This is a genomic window from Vibrio sp. JC009, from assembly GCF_029016485.1.
Lineage (GTDB): Bacteria > Pseudomonadota > Gammaproteobacteria > Enterobacterales > Vibrionaceae > Vibrio.
The window spans coordinates 1,607,503-1,627,009 of sequence record NZ_CP092106.1; the positions used below are offsets into that span (position 1 = coordinate 1,607,503).

20 protein-coding genes and 1 pseudogene are annotated in these 19,507 nt (G+C 45.4%); 13 read left to right on the forward strand and 8 right to left on the reverse strand.

The window, feature by feature from the left end; all coding sequences use genetic code 11:
- Positions 1–49: 49 nt before the first annotated feature.
- Entirely contained in the window at positions 50–910 is an 861-nt protein-coding gene (ttcA, locus tag L3Q72_RS07330) for a tRNA 2-thiocytidine(32) synthetase TtcA (protein ID WP_275131995.1), read from the forward strand.
- Between the two features lie 204 nt (positions 911–1,114).
- Here the strand turns inward: ttcA and L3Q72_RS07335 are convergent, their stop codons facing one another.
- Together L3Q72_RS07335 and L3Q72_RS07340 are read right to left on the reverse strand one after the other, a co-directional pair.
- The gene (locus L3Q72_RS07335) at positions 1,115–1,912 is read right to left on the reverse strand and encodes a glucosaminidase domain-containing protein (RefSeq protein WP_275131996.1); all 798 of its coding nucleotides are present in this window, start codon (positions 1,910–1,912) and stop codon (positions 1,115–1,117) included.
- Positions 1,905–2,744: a hypothetical protein gene (locus L3Q72_RS07340; protein WP_275131997.1), complete on the reverse strand. Its 840-nt coding sequence runs from the start codon at positions 2,742–2,744 to the stop codon at positions 1,905–1,907. Before L3Q72_RS07340 ends, L3Q72_RS07335 begins: the two co-directional genes overlap by 8 nt.
- Before the next feature lie 338 nt (positions 2,745–3,082).
- On the opposite strand from L3Q72_RS07340, the gene potA reads away from it, so the two are divergent.
- The 4 genes from potA to L3Q72_RS07360 all read left to right on the forward strand — a co-directional run bounded on the left by potA (position 3,083) and on the right by L3Q72_RS07360 (position 6,953).
- Complete coding sequence (gene potA, locus L3Q72_RS07345) at positions 3,083–4,198, forward strand: spermidine/putrescine ABC transporter ATP-binding protein PotA (protein WP_275131998.1); 1,116 nt, start codon at positions 3,083–3,085, stop codon at positions 4,196–4,198.
- The gene (gene potB, locus L3Q72_RS07350) at positions 4,185–5,048 is read left to right on the forward strand and encodes a spermidine/putrescine ABC transporter permease PotB (RefSeq protein ID WP_275131999.1); all 864 of its coding nucleotides are present in this window, start codon (positions 4,185–4,187) and stop codon (positions 5,046–5,048) included. The genes potA and potB overlap by 14 nt, the downstream gene beginning before the upstream one ends.
- The gene (potC, locus tag L3Q72_RS07355; RefSeq protein ID WP_275132000.1) at positions 5,045–5,815 is read left to right on the forward strand and encodes a spermidine/putrescine ABC transporter permease PotC; all 771 of its coding nucleotides are present in this window, start codon (positions 5,045–5,047) and stop codon (positions 5,813–5,815) included. The genes potB and potC overlap by 4 nt, the downstream gene beginning before the upstream one ends.
- Before the next feature lie 82 nt (positions 5,816–5,897).
- Complete coding sequence (locus L3Q72_RS07360) at positions 5,898–6,953, forward strand: extracellular solute-binding protein (RefSeq protein WP_275132001.1); 1,056 nt, start codon at positions 5,898–5,900, stop codon at positions 6,951–6,953.
- 324 nt (positions 6,954–7,277) lie between these two features.
- Here L3Q72_RS07360 and cobB read toward each other — a convergent pair whose 3' ends face one another.
- The 3 genes from cobB to L3Q72_RS07375 all read right to left on the reverse strand — a co-directional run bounded on the left by cobB (position 7,278) and on the right by L3Q72_RS07375 (position 10,397).
- Positions 7,278–7,988 carry a Sir2 family NAD+-dependent deacetylase gene (gene cobB, locus L3Q72_RS07365; protein ID WP_275132002.1) on the reverse strand — a complete coding sequence of 237 codons (711 nt, stop codon included), beginning with the start codon at positions 7,986–7,988 and terminating at the stop codon, positions 7,278–7,280.
- A gap of 137 nt (positions 7,989–8,125) precedes the next feature.
- Positions 8,126–9,346: an ammonium transporter gene (locus tag L3Q72_RS07370; protein ID WP_275132003.1), complete on the reverse strand. Its 1,221-nt coding sequence runs from the start codon at positions 9,344–9,346 to the stop codon at positions 8,126–8,128.
- A gap of 295 nt (positions 9,347–9,641) precedes the next feature.
- Positions 9,642–10,397, reverse strand: coding sequence for a DNA-binding response regulator (locus L3Q72_RS07375; protein ID WP_342752167.1), 756 nt, complete (start codon positions 10,395–10,397; stop codon positions 9,642–9,644).
- A gap of 192 nt (positions 10,398–10,589) precedes the next feature.
- Here L3Q72_RS07375 and mobA point away from each other — a divergent pair, with 192 nt between their 5' ends.
- From mobA to L3Q72_RS07390, 3 genes and pseudogenes are all read left to right on the forward strand, one after another.
- Entirely contained in the window at positions 10,590–11,183 is a 594-nt protein-coding gene (mobA, locus tag L3Q72_RS07380; RefSeq protein WP_275132005.1) for a molybdenum cofactor guanylyltransferase MobA, read from the forward strand.
- A pseudogene (mobB, locus tag L3Q72_RS07385) lies at positions 11,173–11,688 on the forward strand (molybdopterin-guanine dinucleotide biosynthesis protein MobB); the annotation flags it as partial. The gene mobA and the pseudogene mobB, both read left to right, overlap by 11 nt.
- 13 nt (positions 11,689–11,701) lie before the next feature.
- Positions 11,702–11,965, forward strand: coding sequence for a DUF2960 domain-containing protein (locus L3Q72_RS07390; RefSeq protein ID WP_275132006.1), 264 nt, complete (start codon positions 11,702–11,704; stop codon positions 11,963–11,965).
- A gap of 168 nt (positions 11,966–12,133) precedes the next feature.
- Here L3Q72_RS07390 and nagK read toward each other — a convergent pair whose 3' ends face one another.
- Entirely contained in the window at positions 12,134–13,042 is a 909-nt protein-coding gene (gene nagK, locus L3Q72_RS07395; RefSeq protein WP_275132007.1) for an N-acetylglucosamine kinase, read from the reverse strand.
- 229 nt (positions 13,043–13,271) lie between these two features.
- Here nagK and L3Q72_RS07400 point away from each other — a divergent pair, with 229 nt between their 5' ends.
- Positions 13,272–14,057: a sterol desaturase family protein gene (locus L3Q72_RS07400; protein WP_275132008.1), complete on the forward strand. Its 786-nt coding sequence runs from the start codon at positions 13,272–13,274 to the stop codon at positions 14,055–14,057.
- A gap of 43 nt (positions 14,058–14,100) precedes the next feature.
- Positions 14,101–14,454 carry a DUF2750 domain-containing protein gene (locus L3Q72_RS07405; protein ID WP_275132009.1) on the forward strand — a complete coding sequence of 118 codons (354 nt, stop codon included), beginning with the start codon at positions 14,101–14,103 and terminating at the stop codon, positions 14,452–14,454.
- A 159-nt stretch (positions 14,455–14,613) separates the two neighbouring features.
- Here the strand turns inward: L3Q72_RS07405 and queC are convergent, their stop codons facing one another.
- Complete coding sequence (gene queC / locus L3Q72_RS07410; RefSeq protein ID WP_275132010.1) at positions 14,614–15,300, reverse strand: 7-cyano-7-deazaguanine synthase QueC; 687 nt, start codon at positions 15,298–15,300, stop codon at positions 14,614–14,616.
- A 173-nt stretch (positions 15,301–15,473) separates the two neighbouring features.
- Between queC and L3Q72_RS07415 the strand changes: the two genes are divergently transcribed.
- A complete protein-coding gene (locus L3Q72_RS07415) occupies positions 15,474–16,283 on the forward strand; it encodes a Cof-type HAD-IIB family hydrolase (protein ID WP_275132011.1) in 810 nt (269 codons plus the stop codon).
- A 94-nt stretch (positions 16,284–16,377) separates the two neighbouring features.
- On the opposite strand, the gene L3Q72_RS07420 is transcribed toward L3Q72_RS07415, so the two are convergent.
- Complete coding sequence (locus tag L3Q72_RS07420; protein WP_275132012.1) at positions 16,378–16,857, reverse strand: GNAT family N-acetyltransferase; 480 nt, start codon at positions 16,855–16,857, stop codon at positions 16,378–16,380.
- 239 nt (positions 16,858–17,096) lie between these two features.
- Between L3Q72_RS07420 and L3Q72_RS07425 the strand changes: the two genes are divergently transcribed.
- Positions 17,097–18,533, forward strand: coding sequence for a TolC family protein (locus tag L3Q72_RS07425; protein ID WP_275132084.1), 1,437 nt, complete (start codon positions 17,097–17,099; stop codon positions 18,531–18,533).
- A complete protein-coding gene (locus tag L3Q72_RS07430) occupies positions 18,530–19,504 on the forward strand; it encodes an efflux RND transporter periplasmic adaptor subunit (protein WP_275132013.1) in 975 nt (324 codons plus the stop codon). The genes L3Q72_RS07425 and L3Q72_RS07430 overlap by 4 nt, the downstream gene beginning before the upstream one ends.
- The last annotated feature ends 3 nt before the right edge of the window (positions 19,505–19,507 follow it).

The window sequence follows — 19,507 nt, forward strand, 5'->3', positions numbered from 1 at the left end:
ATTATCTGTATCATACCCGTCTCGATTTACTTTCAAGAACATCAATACCATGACCGAACAGCAACAGCCTACTAAATCGCAACAGTACAACATCAACAAACTTCAGAAGCGTCTTCGCGGTGCAACCGGTAAAGCCATTGCCGACTACAACATGATAGAGGAAGGCGATAAGGTCATGGTTTGTCTTTCAGGTGGTAAGGACAGTTATGTCATGCTGGATATCCTAATCAGCCTGCAGCGAAGCGCGCCGGTCTCTTTTGAGCTTATCGCCGTTAACATCGATAAAAAGCATCCGGGTCACCCGTCTCACATTCTTCCTGAGTACCTTGAAGAGATGGGCGTACCTTATTTGATAGTTGAAGAAGACATCCATACTCTGGTTAATGAAAAGCTTGAAGAAGGGAAAATGATCTGTTCGCTCTGCTCTCGTATGCGCCGTGGCATTATCTACCGTACAGCGAAAGAGATTGGAGCAACAAAGATCGCTCTTGGGCACCACAGAGACGATATTCTGGAAACGCTTTTCCTTAATATGTTCCACGGTGGCAAGCTGAAAGGTATGCCGGCTAAACTGATCTCCGATGACGGGCAAAATGTTGTGATCCGCCCTCTGGCTTACTGCCGTGAAAAAGACATTATTAAGTACGCCAACGTGCGTGATTACCCGATTATTCCGGGTAACCTGTGCGGTATCGATATCACGCCAAACAGTCAGAGAGAAAGTATTAAAGAGATGCTGAGCGGTTGGGACAAAAAGCACCCGGGCAGACTGGAGACTATGTTCAGAGCAATGCAGAATGTCGTTCCCAGCCATCTTGCAGACTCAGAACTGCATGACTTTAAATCGATTTCAAAGCAGGAAGCAGTTGGTGAAGGTGATACACTAAAGCTGGATGTTACCAACCTTTAAGCTCATGATTAAACCACTAAAACTAAACCCATGAGAAACAACCCCTCCCTGCCTCCCCTTCGATGTTACTTCTTCGAAAATCTGGCTTTTCGAGGCTAAGGGGAGGAGCATTCTTTGACTCCTTAAACTTGTGTATAAGAGCCAGGAATTAGAGGGGGTTGGTTATACAAAAATTAACTGTTCTCTGCTAATTCTGAAAAGTTATCAGGATTCTGTTTTCCAGTACTTGCTGTTTACTCTGAGCATAGACTGAAGATCATTAACGTATTCCTGCCCTCTTTCCGAATAACGAAGTAATCCCTGTGTGAGCTGATTAGCCGCGTTCACATCGGTAAGGCTGTCACCATGCTGCGCAAGCTGGCTGCGAATCTCTCTTAACTCGCTGTAGGCTCTGTTCCGGTTTACGTTCAGGAAATAGGCGTTAACCGAACCATACACAGAATCAAACTTCGCTACCTCGTGGGTTGCTCCTTCCACCCTCTGAAGAGGAACAAGACCACAACCTTTGGTGTAACACCACTGGCCAAAGTAGTTATTTGCCTCTCTGGCAAAACGGGATGTTCCCCATGCTGACTCGTTAGCGGCTTGCGTTAACACTAAAGACTCGGGTAACACATTGACTTTTAGAAGCATATTTTTCAGCCACACATCTGTGACAATGTCACTAACTATGGCTTCGTTATAGAGCTTTCCTAAGCGTTTAGCTTCTGTCAGTTGATCTGGAGTTATGGAGCCACCTTCAAACGACTTGCTAATGCCCTCCAGTGTTGCTCTCTGTTTTAATACGTTGGCATTTGCTTTTGCAATACTTGGTCTCATAAAGTCAAAGAAAGCCTGCTTTTTCTGATTTACGTCAGTGTGAGCAGTAAAGTCCGGAGCTGGAGCCGTTTCGGGCTCTGTCTGAGCTGTCTGGTTGTCCGGAAGATAATCAGGGTTAAGAAAAGGGTAAAGCGTAGCGATACCAATAAATATCGCTACGAAAATACTAACTAAATTACGCATCAAAAGTGTCTGAACCTGTCGGTTTTTCAGTGTTGTTGTCAGGGGTTTGGGTGCTATCCGGTGGCGTTGTATCGTCACTGTTGTCAGTGGCGATGATCTTCAATGAAATGCCAAACATATTGCGGTAAATAATGCCTTTTACATGGAAAAACAGCGGCAGAACTACCACTAAAAAGATGCCGTAAAATACAACAGATGCGATAAATAGCAACATTAGCAGCATGTAAATCGCAATTATTGGGAACAGCTTCTTATTAATCGCTCTTAAAGAGAGCAGAAGAGATTGCATCGGAGGCACGCGTTTTTCACAAATCAGCAGGACAGAGTTGCTAAATGCCAGACCAAGATACATAGATAAAACAGGAACTATGGTGCCGGCAATGCCCTGCAGAGTCAGTGCCACAAGCGTTGCAAGAATCAGAGGTACGGTAAACTGCAACCCCTTCAGAATATGTCTTGGTGACGTTTTTAAACCGGCAGCATGGCTCATTGCCATCAGGCTGACTCCGGCGTAAATAGGTGCACTAATGACTTCATAGCTGAAGTTAGCCACAAAGATTGCCTGAAATATGGCAGGGTCTAAGGTCTCAGGGTGAAGAAACATCTCCAGCAAAGCTGCCGGATCACCTACCTGTAATTTCAGGGCAATATAGAAAATGGCTCCCTGAACCATAAGTAAAGTAAGAATGGACGGGGAAAACGAAAGAAAATTCCGGATAGTAAACTTCCACGCTTCCTGGAAAACGGCTACCGGACTGAGCTCGTAATTGCCCGACAGGGCTTTTTCTACGGAGCCACCAAGAGTAAAGCTTTTTTCAATATTGTTATTCATAAATAATTCCGAGGCAGCGAACTGCTTTGCTGCCTCTCTGTTGTCGATATTGTAAGTATACTTAATTGTTGCGCTTTCTTGAAAGATAATCTATTTCAAATCATTGTTAAATCTTCGCTCGTACTGTATCTGTAAAATTTACAGAAAGCGCAGTAATAATCTTGGATAAAAGCTTTATCAGGACAAAATAGAAGCGTAATATCTTGTCCGCTATTGTAATCGATTAGTCATTCCTGCGGTTGCAGGAATCTGTTCACAACGCGTCGTAGTATCAATAGCCGAAACCAAGTTTCTCTATCTTATACTTATTTTTTTCCCTGTTTTGGAGATTCGTTGCATTGAAAAACAATGTTTCAGTTTCAGATAATCCGGTTGTAAAGCTGGAAGGTATTTCTAAAAGTTTTGATGGTAAAGACGTTATCAGCGGGTTGAATCTTTCCGTTAATAACGGCGAGTTTCTTACTATCCTGGGACCATCGGGATGCGGTAAAACCACCGTTTTAAGAATGATTGCCGGTTTTGAGTCTCCGGATTCCGGCCATATCGTACTGGATAACGAAGATGTCACAGATACCCCTTCAGAGCTTCGTCCGGTGAATACGGTTTTTCAGAGCTATGCCCTCTTCCCACATATGACGGTTTTTGAAAATGTTGCTTTTGGCCTGAAAATGCAAAAGGTCCCGGCAGCAGATATCGAGCTAAGAGTAAACGACGCCTTAAAGATGGTGAAGCTTGAGGCCATGGCACAAAGAAAGCCACACCAGTTATCGGGCGGACAACAGCAGCGTATCGCCATTGCCCGCGCTGTGGTTAATAAACCAAGGGTGCTGCTGCTGGATGAATCCCTGTCCGCTCTGGACTATAAACTGCGCAAGCAGATGCAGATAGAGCTTAAGCAGTTGCAGCGACAACTGGGTATCACTTTTGTCTTTGTCACTCACGATCAGGAAGAAGCACTTTCCATGTCCGACCGTATCATCGTCATGCGCGAAGGCGTTATTGAGCAGGACGGTACACCGAAAGAGATCTATGAAGAGCCGTGCAACCTGTTTGTTGCGCGCTTTATCGGTGAGATTAACCTCTTCAGCGCAAAGCCATTAAAGCGCTTGGATCAGTCTAAGATTCTTGCGGAAATCGAGGGGGTTGAGTCCGTTGTCCATTACGATAAAGCACTTAACACTGAAGAAAAACTTCAGGTTCTGCTTCGTCCGGAAGACTTGCGTCTGGAAGAGATTGGCGAGAACGAAAACCGCGGAATTGTGGGAAAAGTGATTGAACGAACCTACAAAGGGATGACACTGGATTCCGTCGTTGAACTTGAGTCCGGCACTAAAGTGATGGTGAGCGAGTTCTTTAACGAGGACGACCCGGATGTGGACCACTCTCTTGGCCAGAAGGTGTCGGTTAGCTGGGTTGAAAGCTGGGAAGTGGTACTAAAAGATGAAAATGAATAAGCTGAGCCTGGAAAAGGTCATTGTTTACGTTATCGTTACCTGGCTGCTGCTGTTTGTCATGCTGCCAAACCTGATGATAATCGGTACCAGTTTTCTGACCCGTGACGAAGCCAGTCTTATTGATTTAACCTTCACTCTTAACAACTACGCAAGGCTGGCTGATCCGCTCTACGCAAAGGTTCTGCTGCACTCCTTTTATATGGCGTCTGTTGCTACCCTGCTCTGCCTTTTGATTGGCTACCCGTTTGCCTATATCGTGGCCAAAATGCCTGAAAAGTGGCGTCCGGTGATGCTGTTTCTTGTGATTGTTCCCTTTTGGACCAACTCACTGATCCGTACCTACGGATTAAAAGCGGTCATCGGCACTCAGGGCGTGTTTAATAAGGCGTTGATCGCCCTTGATATTATCGACAAACCGCTTCGGATTATGTACAGCGAATCTGCGGTGATGATTGGCCTTGTTTACATTCTGCTGCCGTTTATGATTCTGCCGCTCTATTCTGCGATTGAAAAACTGGACCATACTTATATTGAAGCGGCCAGAGATCTGGGCGCAAATAAGATCCAGACGTTTATCCGAGTGATTCTGCCGCTGACTATGCCGGGAATTATCGGTGGCTGCCTGCTGGTACTGCTCCCTGCCCTTGGCATGTTCTATATTTCAGACCTGCTTGGTGGAGCCAAGAATCTGCTGATCGGTAACGTAATAAAAAGTCAGGTGCTAAACGCCAGAGACTGGCCATTTGGCGCAGCCACCAGTATCTCTCTTACTGTGGCAATGGCGGTGTTGCTCTATGCCTACTACAGAGCCGGGCGCATGCTAAATCGCAAAGTGGAGCTGGAATCATGAAAAAATTATTTAACTTCAGCTTTATGGGCCTGGTTTACCTGTTTTTGTACCTGCCGATTATTGTGCTGATTGCCAACTCATTTAACGCCAATAAGTTTGGCTTTAAATGGGGAGGCTTTACCACAAAATGGTATAGCGCACTGGTAAATAACGACAGTCTGATTCAGGCCGCCTGGCATTCGTTAAATATTGCTGTGTTTTCCGCAACCGCTGCAACTGTGCTGGGTAGCCTTACTGCCGTCGCCCTGTTCCGCTATCAGTTCCGGGGCAAAGGTATGGTAAATGGTTTGCTGTTTATCGTGATGATGTCACCGGATATCGTAATGGCGATTTCTCTGCTGGCACTGTTTCTGGTTCTTGGCGCCCAGCTTGGCTTTTTAACTCTTCTGGTTGCTCATATCACTTTTTGTCTGCCGTTTGTTGTGGTCACTGTTTACAGCCGCCTGAATGGTTTTGATGTAAAAATGCTTGAGGCGGCGAAGGATCTGGGAGCCGGTGAATGGGTCATCCTTAAGCAAATCATTTTTCCCCTGGCTAAACCTGCGGTGGCCGCAGGCTGGTTACTGAGCTTTACCCTGTCGCTGGATGATGTGATTATCAGCTCCTTCGTTACCGGGCCGACCTATGAAATACTGCCGTTAAAAATCTATTCCATGGTTAAAGTGGGAATATCCCCAGAGGTAAATGCTCTGGCTACCGTTATGCTATTGGTTTCTCTTGTTTTGGTGATATTTTCCCAGTTTCTGGCAAGAGAAAAAATCCGATAAATACAGATAATGAATCAATTGTATTTTTGCATTAAATCATGTACATATGTGTCAACACAATTATCAGTGAGATGGAAATATCATGAACAACTGGTCTAAACTTTTTGCTCGGGCTTTGGGAGTTGCAGCGGTATCCGGTGCGTTAATCTCGGCTCCTGGCTTTGCTGCCGACGAAGAGCTCTATTTTTATAACTGGTCTGAGTATATCCCGAGTTCTGTCCTGCAGGACTTTACTAAAGAAACAGGCATCAAGGTTATCTACTCCACTTATGAGTCAAACGAAACCATGTATGCCAAGCTGAAAACTCAGGGCAAAGGTTATGACCTTGTGGTTCCTTCTACCTATTTTGTCTCCAAAATGCGTAAAGAAGGCATGCTGCAAAAGATAGATAAGGAAAAGCTATCTCACTTTAACGATCTGGATCCAAACTATCTGGACAAATCTTTCGACCCGAGCAACGACTACTCTATTCCGTATATCTGGGGCGCAACCGGTATCGGCATTAACTCCGATATGCTCGATGCAACCAACATTCGCAGCTGGGATGACCTGTGGGATCAGAAGTGGGAAGGTCAGTTGATGATGATGGATGACTCGCGTGAGTTTTTCCATATCGCACTGGTTAAGCTTGGTTATTCCACTAACACAACCAATCCGGATGAAATCAAAGCGGCCTATGAAGAGTTAAAGAAGCTGATGCCTAACGTTCTGGTGTTTAACTCTGATTACCCGGCTAACCCATACCTGGCAGGTGAAACACCTCTTGGTATGCTTTGGAACGGCTCAGCTTATACAGCGCGTCAGGAAGGTGCCAATATCGAAATCATCTGGCCGGAAAAAGGCACTATTTTCTGGATGGACAGCCTGTCAATTCCATCAGGTGCGGTAAACACAGAAGCGGCACATAAGATGATTGATTTCCTCCTTCGCCCGGAAAACGCTGCCAAAATCGCAGTAGAGATTGGTTACCCTACTCCGGTTAAATCTGCTTACGCCCTGCTGCCGAAAGAATTTGCAGAAGACGAAAGCATCTTCCCTCCTCAGAAAGTAATGAACTCCGGCTTCTGGCAGGATGAAGTGGGTGAAGCTGCGGTGCTTTATGAGGAGTATTTTCAGAAGCTGAAGGTGGATCAGTAAGGGAAGGTACTGGGGCTGACTCTTATACACAAATATTAAAGTGACCAGAGAACGGTTCTCCCCCTTGAGTGAAAAAGCCTAACTGGTTGATAAAGCTAATAGAAGGGGGAGTTAGAGGGGGTTGGTTATGCCATGCATGGTTAAACCACCAAAACTTAAGCCCATGAGAAACAACCCCTCCCAGCCTCCCCTTCGATGTTACTTCTTCGAAAATCCGGCCTTTCGAGGCTAAGGGGAGGAGCATTCTTTGGCTTCTTAAACTTGTGTATAAGAGTCAGCCTCCTTCCCCATAGCCCCCCAGGACGAAGTCCGTCCCCCTAGCCCTTACCCAAGCAACTCCTCCACCAGCTTCGGCACTTCCACACTCGCCTTCCCATAACGTTTTTCCTCAAACTCAGACTCAACCGCACTCGGCTCAATGTTGATTTCAATAGTATGAGCGCCATGCATACGAGCATCGTGTACGAAGCCTGCTGCCGGGTATACCACTCCGGATGTGCCGATGGAGATAAACAGATCGGCTTTTTCTATGGCTTGATAAATGTCGCCCATTTTTAGTGGCATTTCACCAAACCAGACGATATGAGGACGCATTTGTGCGGGGATTTGGCAGCAGTGGCAAAGATCTCCGGTTAGCAGATCTTCAGTGTGATCTACCACCTGACCGGATTCGGAGCAGCGTACTTTTAAAAGTTCGCCATGCATATGGATAATATTTTTAGTGCCGCCGCGCTCATGCAGATTATCTATGTTCTGGGTGATAACAGTGACAGAGCCATCCAGTTCAGCTTCGAGCTTACCTAAGGCGATATGGGCGGCATTTGGTCTGATCTCTTCGCTTTGCAGTTTTTTACGTCGTTGGTTGTAGAAGTTTTGCACCAGCTCCGGGTTGGCATAAAAACCTTCAGGAGTGGCAACTTCTTCAATCCGGTGATCTTCCCAAAGACCGTCGCTCGCACGGAAGGTCTGAATGCCCGACTCTGCCGATATACCTGCACCTGTGAGTATGACGATGTTTTGATACGGAAATGACATGATTATTTCCTTATAGAATGACATAACTTCATTAAAGTCTATCACTTAGGAAAAATCTGTAACAGTTGTAAGGATTTAGACCATAGTCGAAAAAAAAACGGCCCTCAGGCCGTTTTAGAAAATAATAAGTAAGAGGTTTACTCTTCGTTAACAGAGCTGATCTTGTGGATAGCCAGGTCAGCACCGTTATACTCATCTTCGTCAGAAAGTCTCAGCCCCGTAATTGTGTTCAGTGCGCCGTATACCGCAGCTGCACCAATCAGTGCAACGGCAATGCCCATCACTGTACCCAGGATCTGAACCGTAAGGCTAACACCGCCCAGACCGCCAAGCGCGCTCTGACCAAAGATACCTGCCGCGATACCACCCCATGCACCACAAACGCCGTGCAGAGGCCAAACACCCAGTACGTCATCAATCTTGGTTCTGTTTTGCATAAAGGTAAACAGCCAGACAAAGAGTACGCCTGCCACTGCGCCGGTAACGAGCGCACCAAGTGGGTGCATAAGGTCAGAACCAGCACAAACAGCAACCAGGCCTGCTAACGGTCCGTTATGAATAAAGCCCGGGTCATTCTTGCCTGCAATAAGCGCAGCCAGGATACCGCCGACCATCGCCATCAGAGAGTTCATAGCAACCAGGCCGCTAATGCCGTTAAGAGTCTGAGCAGACATCACGTTAAAGCCGAACCAGCCTACACACAGGATCCATGCGCCCAACGCAAGGAAAGGAATGTTAGATGGCGCAAAGTTAGTGTGTTTTCCAGCACGGATACGACCACGACGCATACCCAGGAAGATAACAGCAACCAGTGCAATCCAGCCACCAACACCGTGAACCACAACAGAACCGGCAAAGTCATGGAAACCAACACCAAAGCTGCTTTCAAACCAGGACTGAACACCAAAGTTACCGTTCCAGATAATGCCTTCGAAGAAAGGATATACCAGGCCTACAGTGAAGAATGTGGCGATAAGGATTGGGTAGAAGCGCGCGCGCTCCGCAATACCACCGGAAACGATAGCCGGGATAGCCGCTGCAAAAGTAAGTAAGAAGAAGAACTTAACCAGCTCATAGCCGTTGCCGGCAGAAAGGGTTTCTGCACTTGCAAAGAAGGTGGCGTCGTACGCGACCCAGTAGCCAATAAAGAAATAAGCAATGGCAGATACGCCAAAATCGGCAAGAATCTTAACTAATGCGTTAACCTGATTCTTTTTACGAACGGTACCAACTTCAAGAAAGGCGAAACCGGCGTGCATCAAAAAAACCATGATTGCACCAAGTAGAAGAAATAGTGTGTCCGAACTTTGGGTCAAAGTCTGAACCGCACCGTGGACTTGTTCAAGATTGTTACTCATTCTGTTTGCTACTCCGTTTAGGCGCACTGCGTTAGTGCGTTCTAATCATTTTTCTAACCAAAATTGGTCAATTAAATTTATAAAACGCTATTGAGCAATATGCGTACCAAAACAGAGATGAAGGAAAAATGATTAAAAAATATCGACTAACTTAATGATATTAAGTAAAAAAATAGATCTGGCAAATAGGAAGGTGTTGCTTGAGGGCAGTGATAAATACTGGGCAAACGCACCATGATAGTGCGTTTTTGCACAAGTATGGGTGGGCATTTAGGCACCAGAAGTGCCCAATTGGTTACTTATCCCACTCCTTAAACTTTCTTTCCAGCGTTTTTCTGGCCACACCAAGCATTTTTGCAGCCGCCGATTTATTACCGTCATGGTGGTTCACAACCTGAATGATATGAGCCTTTTCAACTTCTTTTAATGTCCACTCATTGGGGTAGCCTTTTGTGTTTGATTTCTCGTAAAGATCCGGAATGGAAACCGACAAGTCAGGCGTAGTGTTATGCGATGGATTTACGGAATGAGCCTGAGTGAACTCTGCACTATTATGAATTGGTTGTTTGCTTGGAATAGATGCTGTTTGCTTCGCCAGAGCAAAACGGATTTTCTGGGCCATAATCTTAGCAGCACAGGATTGAACGGCATTGATTATCTTTTCTATACTGAATGGCTTGATGATAAAATCACAGGCTCCAACCTTCATTGCATCTATGGCGGTAGTCAGCTCTCCGTAGCTGGCCATAAAAATAATGCAGGTATCGACACTGTTATCGCGGTTTTTCAGAGTTTCGTACCACTCAATGCCAGAACGTTCAGGAAAATCAATATCAAGCAGAACAATGTCGTAATGAGTCTGTTCGCAGAGTAATTCAGCCTGCTCTAAACCTGAAGCGGAAGACACTTGCGTAAAAAACATGTGTAGGACTCCAGATAAACTCTTACGAACTTCTGGGTCTTTGTCGACTATTAACACAGACAAGCCTTCATAACGAATATTTGCTGTCATTTGCTCGCCGAAAGAAATAAAATTTGGTGAATCACTCATAGCATCTGTGGTTGGAATTATTTTCCTTAATATGTGCAATGAATTGCACATCTATTTATTTCACACAGAGCTAACCTTAGCAAAAAGTTGCGCTCTGCTCTAGCATTTTGTTATGTGTTAGATTGAATATATATTTTTTTAGCATAATTGGCGATAAAGCAACCGATAAGCAGTTAACCTGGTTGAGAAGTTTTGAACAATAACAAACAAAATATCGAATGGATAATACTGGCCGGAGGTCAGGCACGAAGAATGGGAGGCCATGATAAGGGCCTTGTAATGCTGGACGGAAAGCCTTTGGTGGAGCATGTTATCCATAAACTGGAGCAACAAGTCCCGTCAGTTACCATAAACGCTAACCGTAATCACGATAGTTACTCCCGCTATGCAAAAGTTTTTTCAGATCATCGCACCGGCTTTCAGGGGCCGCTTGCGGGTATTGAAATGAGTTTACAAAGCGCAGCATCAGACTGGGTAGGTTTTGTTCCCTGCGACAGCCCTAACCTGCCAGGCGATCTGGTTTCTAGGCTGACTGAATCATTAGATGACGAGACCGATGTTTATGTAGCTGTTGTGAACAATAAAGTGCAACCTGTTTTTAGTGTATGGAATAAAAAGGTGCTCCCAACCCTGACCCGCTATCTTGAAAACGGCGACAGAAAAATCATGCTGCTTTTTGAGCAGATAAATACCAGACATATCGACTTCAGCGATCAACCCGATTGCTTTATTAACCTGAACAATCCCGAAGACCTTAGCAAATTAGGACATAATAATGACAACTAACTTCCCTGCTCTTCCTCTGTTAGGTTTTGCTGCCTACAGCGGAACCGGTAAAACGACTCTGCTTGAAGCAATACTCCCTCTGATCAGAAAAGAGGGAATCCGCCTTGCGGTACTAAAACACGCTCACCACGATTTTGATGTGGATAAGCCGGGCAAAGACAGTTACCGCCTGAGAAAAGCAGGCGCTGACCAAATGTTGATCGCTTCAGGGAAAAGACATGTACTGATGACAGAAACTCCCGAAGAAGAAGCCAGCTTTGAATATCTTCTGAATATGTTTGATCACTCAAAGTTGGATCTGATCCTGGTTGAAGGCTGCAAAAACCTCTCTTTCCCTAAAATTGAGCTTCACCGTGAAGCAGTAGGCAAACCCTGGCTGTATCAGGACGATACAGACATTATCGCCATTGCTGCCGATACAAAAGTAGAGAGTGAATTACCACAAATGGACATCAATGACATTGAAGGCATTGCCAAATTTGTCGTTGATTATGTAAAGAACTATAAAGGCTGAGAACATGGCTCGCACGATTATTTACACATATAAAAAGCAGGAAAAAACACTGACCTTTTCCTATGAGAAATACCGCACCATCCACGAAGCAGTGGCGGAAGCGGAAGGCATCGACTTAACCGAGTACCTGAAGATGGAACAGCAAATCGAAGCGGTATCAGATACAAAAGCGGTACGCGATTACCGGGATAATTATTTTAAGAAACTTGGGTTTGGGAAGATAACGTTGGCTCAGAAGGAAAATCTGGGTGTGGGGAAGAAGAAGTAGGTTTTTTAGGGTTTGGGGCTATGGGGACGGACTTCGTCCTGTGGGCTATGGGAAAGTGCTTGTTGTGCGTCTTTCCCACTATTAAGGCTTGTACTTAAGTTTCAGATTCTGGGAAAGAGGTTCAGCGACCACTTTCCCAGAGCCCATAGCCTAGAACCCTATAGCCTTTTATTTAATATTCAGGAACGCCGCGCCGCGCACACCGCCCGAATCACCATGTTTCGCCTTGATGATCTTCGGACACTTGGACACAGACAGAAGATACTTAGGAATTCGCTTAGGCATCTCTTCGTAAATCAGATCGTAGTTAGACAGACCGCCGCCCAATGCGACAACGTGTGGGTCAAGTGCGGTAAACAGGTTTGCAAAGCAGATAGCCAGAAGTTCCATAAAGCGCTCAACGTGCTCTACTGCTTTCTCTTCACCTTCAGCCTGAGCTTTGATGATGTCGATAGCTTTCTTTTTCTCGCCATAGTAGTGTTCATACAGCTGTTCGAAACCACGGCCTGACAGGTAGTTGTCCAGGCAGCCTTTCTTATCACAGCCACACTCAAACAGAGGAGCGTTTTCACCCAGGTGGAACCAGGCATCAATAGGCAGACGCATATGACCAACTTCACCCGCTACGTTATTGCGGCCTGAAAAAACCTTACCTTCAAAAACGAAACCACCACCGAAACCGGTGCCAAGAATAAGGCCGGCAACGGATTTTTCGTTTTGCAGTTCTTCATCCCATGCTTCAGAAAGTGCAAAACAGTTTGCATCGTTTTCAATTTTAACGCTGCGTCCAATTTTCGCTTCAAGATCTTTACGCAATGGCTTACCTTTCGCCGCTGGTACATTAACTGTCAGCACAGTACCGTCATCAGCCGCTTCCATCCCAGGAAGGCCGATACCGATCTTGCCTTCTACCCCTAACTCAGCATCGTATTTCTCAACCAGACCAGCCAGTGTGTCGATCAGTTTCTGGTAGTCGTCACCTGGTGTAGGTACACGTTCAGTTGCAACACGCTCAAGTTTATCGTTAAACGCGCCAAACTCGATTTTTGTGCCACCAACGTCAAAACCGTAATACATATTAATTTCTCTCCATAAAAAAGTTCCAATCCGGAACCAAAAAATAAAAAGCTATTATCCATATCCAGAGCAGCAGAGTCCGTGATGCAATGCAAATAACGCTTTAGATTTTGGTAGTTTGCGCAAGGAATAATCACTTCCTGACGTTTATTAGGTTCTGGTTACAGACATTTTCGCCGATTGTACTTAAAGTAAGAATAATCATATCGATTTTCTGAAAGGTAGTTTTATGGATGATCCTTCCCTTCTCCGGTTACTCTGTTTTTTTCTGGGCTTTGCTCTGTGCGCCGTATGGGAATATCTACGTCCACGACGCATGCTGACACAGGACAAAAGTACCCGCTGGATAAACAACCTCGGGCTGATTGTGCTTAATAATTTTGTCCTGCTGTTTTTACCCATTGTCGCCTTTCAGGCCGCTTATGTTGCAGATGAACGTCAGCTAGGTCTTTTTAATCAGGTTTCAGTTCCGTTTGTCGTTGAAGTTCTGATTTGTGTTCTTCTTCTGGATCTCTTTATCTATCTGCAGCACCTTATATTCCACAGAATTCCCCTGCTTTGGAAGTTGCACAGAATGCACCATTCTGATCAGGATATTGATGTCACCACTGCCGCCCGTTTTCATCCTATCGAAATCCTGCTTTCCATGCTGATAAAAATAGGATGTGTGATGGCGCTTGGTGCTTCGCCGCTTTCTGTGGTGATATTTGAAATCGTATTAAACGTCAGCGCTATGTTTAATCACAGTAATGCCACGTTGCCTGACTGGCTGGACAGGCGACTGCGCAAAGTTATTGTGACTCCCGATATGCACAGAGTGCATCATTCAGATATTCCTAAAGAGACACATTCCAACTTTGGTTTCTTTTTATCTGTGTGGGACCAATGGTTTAAAACCTATCGGGCTCAACCTGAGCAAGGCCAGCTCGGATGCAGAATCGGCCTGACGCAATTTCGCTCTCCGGAGGAACAAACAATCGGCAGAATGCTGACACAACCTTTCAGGGAGCAGTGACAAGTGGTATTCTACGGCCGACTTTTCCTATGAGATTATAATCATGACAAAACTAACGGGCGATATTCAGGCAAACCTTGAGTTATTTGTAAAAGAGACAAAAGAAAATAACCTTGTGTGGGGTCTGAGAAACGAAGAAGAAGGTTGGCTGGCATGTGATTCTGCTGAGTTCGAAGAGAGCGAAGTAATGCCGTTCTGGTCAGCAAAAGAAGATGCAGAAATCCATAACGTGGAAGAGTGGGCTGACTTTACCGTTGTAGAAATCCCATTAGATATCTTTGTAGAAGACTGGCTAATCACCCTTGGTGAAGACGGTGTTTTAGTTGGTACTAACTGGAATGCAGAGCTGGAAGGTAAAGAGGTTGAGCCTTCAGAGCTGGCGAAAATGTATCTGTAATTATTCAGGATACATAAGATAACCAACGGGCTTAATGTGTCTGACACAGCTCAATGTGTGTCATCCCCGCGAAGGCGGGGATCTACTATCAGAGTGTTGTAGTTACAAGTAGATTCCTGCCTTCGCAGGAATGACCAATTTACGTTTTGTGTCTGGTATTTAAGCTTGCTTAGCTACCAGCGACTGCATCACCTGCTCTTTATTATTCAGATAGTCATCCAGACCCGCTTTACGCAGAACACACGACGGACATTCACCGCACCCATCACCAATCTTCCCGTTGTAACAAGTTAATGTGTTGTTTCTGACCATATCCAGAGCGCCAAGCTGATCCGCCAGCGCCCAGGTCTCTGCTTTATTCAGCCACATCAGAGGCGTAATAATTTCAAGCTCTCTGTCCATACCCTGTACCAGTGCGCTGTTCATCGCCTTGATAAAATCATTGCGGCAATCCGGATAGCCGGAGAAGTCAGTTTCACAAACACCTGTGATAACAGCCGAAGCACCAATCTGATAGGCGTAGATACCGGCAAGCGTTAAAAACAGGATATTCCGGCCGGGAACAAAGGAGTTTGGCAGACCGTTATCCTGTAATTCATGGGATACTTCAATATCATCGCGCGTCAGGGAGCTGATAGCCAGCTCATTGAGCAGACCAACATCCATCACTTTATGGTTTTTGATGCCCAGCGACTGAGTTACCTGCTGAGCCACTTCAATTTCCAGCTTATGTCTCTGGCCATAGTCGAACGTGATGGCATGAACTTCGTCAAACTCTTTCATTGCCTGAACCAGACAAGTTGTAGAATCCTGACCGCCACTAAATACAACGACTGCTTTGCGCATTTTTTAATCCCGTGATTTCAAATTTGACCAGACAGTAAAACAGAGTAAAGCATTGGTCAACTGATTAAGTCTTAGCTACCGCATTTAGCGCGACATCAAATTTTCACTGTTAATTCCCCTCTCTTTTGAATATCCTTCCGCGGTATTCTTTTAAATTATTTATTGGGTGAGTCATGTATAAGCTAGTTGCGCTAGATATGGACGGGACACTACTAAGTAGTGATAAGACAATTTCAGAAAGAAATAAGCAGGCAATCGCAGATGCAAAGCGTAACGGAGCTACCGTTGTTCTTGCTTCCGGCCGTCCGCTGGAAGGCATGACATCTCAGCTAAAAGAGCTTGATCTTACCTCTGATAACGACTTTGTGATCTGTTACAACGGCTCTCTGGTTAAGAAAGTTTCAACTGGCGAAACCGTAAGGCAGAACATTCTTAGCGGCAAAGATGCGAAAGCTCTGGCTAAAATCGCCAGCGAGCAGAATGTTTATATTCATGCATTCAGTCCGGAGCGCGGCCTGATCACCCCTGAAAACAATCCGTACACTGAGCATGAAGCCGTGATTAACGGTGTTGATATTGTAGAGTTTGACTTTGCGGGCCTGACTGACGATGAAGATATCATCAAGGTTATGCTGGTGGCCGATAAAGATAATCTGGACAAGGCAACAACTAACCTTCCGCAGACACTGAAATCGGATTATACCGTTGTCAGAAGCGCTGATATCTTCCTTGAGTTTCTGAACCCGGACAGCAACAAAGGCGTTGGTGTTCAATCCGTGGCCGAGCTTTTAAATATCACTAAAGATCAGATCATTTGTATGGGCGATGCAGAGAACGATCACCATATGATTAAATACGCAGGCCTTGGTGTGGCAATGGCAAATGCAACCGAAGCTACCAAAGCCCTGGCGGATCATATTACCGACAGCAACGATGATTCAGGTGTTGCTGCTGTTATTGAAGAGTTTGTTCTAAAGTCCTGATTTAAAGCGACCTCCCTCGCTTCCTTCTGCGAAGGTGAGGGCCTACCCCTCGTTCCCACGCTGGAGCATGGGAACGAGATTTTCTCGCCAGGTTTCACTTGGTTACCGGTTTCCGCATCCAGTGAATATGGTGGTTAAACTTCACCTTATCGTAAAACTTCAGTGCGGCCTGGTTAAAATCCCACACCTCGACAAAAATCTGCTTAACACCATAATCCTCAAGTCTGTGTTCAAGGCGGTGGAATAACTGCTCAGCTATGCCCTGTTTTCTGTACTCGGGCAATACATAAAGCTCATCGATACTGCCCATTTGTACCGGCTTACTCACCGTAGAAATCAACTCGCAAAAGTGCCCCGTAATAAAGCCAACCACCTTTTCAGAGTCGGTCGCTACAAAAGCCATACATTCAGGTTCATCTAAATAGGTGGTAATGCTTTTTTCCTGCTGGATCGCTTCCGGAGTTTTGAAATGTTCAGGCTGACTTTGATGATGCCAGGCATGAAGCTCATACATAAGGGCATTTAATTCATCAAGATCATCATATTGGGCATGGCGGATAGTTATCTTAGTCACAGCAAAAATCTTTTAAATAACAATATTGTTTTTAGAGTATAGATTGTTATTAATGAGAAAAATATGCGTTTACCTCAAAGTTTCGCTGACTCCGGACTTATAGAATTACCGGGCTTTGCTATGATGATGAATCTCACCAAATAGCACATTTCCGGCAGAATAATTATGCCGGGTATTTTTTTACTCAAAATTAGAGTTTATACTCTAATCTATTTTGTTAATTGACGATGTTGCAGATGATAAAAGGTAAAAACAGCTCAAGACTCGTAGTTTCACTGCTCGCCTGCTCGATATTCTCGGCAAGCGCCCAGCAGATGAGATTTGCTGAAGCCTGGCAGGTACTACAAACTAAAAACAACTCCATTGCTGCGCAAAGAGCGAATGTAGAACGGTATAAACAACAGGAAGAAGCTTCAAAAGCGCTTAACTACCCTTCTGTTTCATTGGGTGCAAATTACACAATATTAGATCAGGACGTTAAATTAACCGGTGAAGATTTAATAGACAGCCTTGATTCCAATACAGTATCAACTCTGTCTACACTTTTACCTGCTTTATCCGGGGGCGCATTAACTCTGTCTGGGTTAGCGGAAAGTTATTCAACCATTACCGAAAGAGAAATCCTCCATTCATCCATTACCGCTGTCTGGCCCATCTACACAGGCGGAAGAATTACTGCTGCCCAAAAAGTAGCTGAAAGCCAGACGGATGAAGCTGAGGCCAATCTGGCTATTGAAGCGAAAAAACGCTATCAGGATCTTGCCCGCTATTACTTCAGTGTTGTGCTTGCCAGAGAGGTTGTTGAAACCAGAAAAACCGTTGAAGCCGGACTGACAAAACACCGCAACAATGCCATCAAACTTCAAGAGCAAGGTCAGATTGCTAAAGTTGAGCGGCTTCAGGCTGAAGCGTCACTGGATCACGCAGTTGTTGACAGGAAGTCCTCAGAAAAAGATTTGGAAATTGCGATTTCGGCTCTGACCGAAATTCTTAATCAGGACAGCCCTGTTGTTCCTGAAACCACGCTGTTTATCAATGACTCACTGCCACCATTAGCGGCTTTTACCGAGCAGACCCTGAATACTTACCCAGGGCTGGATGTGCTAAGAGCGAAAGAGAAACAGGCAAACCAGTTAATTAAGGCAGAGAAAGGCACCTATCATCCGGAAGTTTATCTATACGGTAACTACACGGTTTACGAGGAAGAGAGCCTTGCCAGTTCGCTGACGCCTGACTGGCTAGTGGGTGTTGGCGTCAGCATTCCGCTGATTGATAACTCTGGCCGGAGTGAAAACGTTAAATCTGCCAAATCTGCACTGCTTCAGGTTAACCACTTAAAGGCCCAGGCAGAGCAGGATCTTACTGTACTGGTAAAGAAAACCTATTACGAAGCAGAAAAGGCTATGGAAGAAGCTCAGGGGCTTGAATCCAGCCTTAAGCTTGCAAAAGAGAACCTTAATCTAAGAAACAAGGCCTTTAAACAGGGCTTGTCTACGTCGGTGGATGTGGTTGATGCTGAGCTTTACCTGGCCAGCATCCGCACCCAACAACTGGCGGCCAAATATAACTATCTGATTTCGCTAAATACTTTGCTTGCACTGGCGAATGAAATACAAACCTTTAATCAATATGAGCTCTCTGCCGATCAGAACAAGACCAATGAGGAAACACTATGAGCGCTGTAAAAACTTCTTTATTTGCCATTGCCGGGATTGGGATCATCAGTTGGGTCGGATACAGCTACGTTGAAGCCTATCAGCCACAACCTGTAAGACTTCAGGGTCAGATTGAAGCTCAGCAGTACAGTATTTCCTCTAAAGTCGCTGGTCGTATTGATCAGGTGCTGGTTAAAAAAGGGGACGCCATTTCCAAGGGTGATCTTGTCTTCACCATTTATAGCCCGGAACTGGAAGCCAAGCTTGACCAGGCTATCGCAGGTAAGGAAGCGGCTTCTGCACTGGCAGAAGAAGCAGAAAACGGCGCAAGGCCGCAGCAGATCCGCGCAGCAAAAGACCAGTGGCAAACCGCGCATGCGGCAACACAACTGGCAGAAAAAACCTATAAAAGGGTTAATGCGCTGTTTAAAGACGGTGTGGTTGCAGAGCAAAGACGCGATGAAGCACTGACCCAGTGGCAGGCCGCTAAGCATACCGAAAGTGCCGCTTATCAGATGTATGAAATGGCAAAAGAAGGTGCCCGTTCAGAAAAAGTTAAAGCAGCTGAACAAAGAGTGAAAGCAGCAGCCGGTACGGTTGCTGAAGTGGAAGCCATTGCTGAAGATTCCCGAATCACAAGCTGGTTTGACGGTGAAGTTTCACAGGTTCTGCTGAACGGCGGTGAGTTAGCACCACAGGGCTTCCCTGTTGTAACCGTTGTCGACCTTGATGATTCATGGGCTGTATTTAATGTGAGAGAAGATCACCTGAAACACTTCCAGAAAGGTCAGGAGTTCCAGGCATTCGTACCGGCACTGGATAAGGATATTACCTTTAAAGTCAGTCATATCTCGGTAATGGGTAACTTTGCCACATGGCGTTCTACCGACGCGACACAAGGTTTTGATTTAAGAACCTTTGAAGTGGAAGCCAGACCGGTAAACAATAACGATGTCCTGCGTGTGGGCATGAGCGTATCTTTAGAGCTGTAAGCC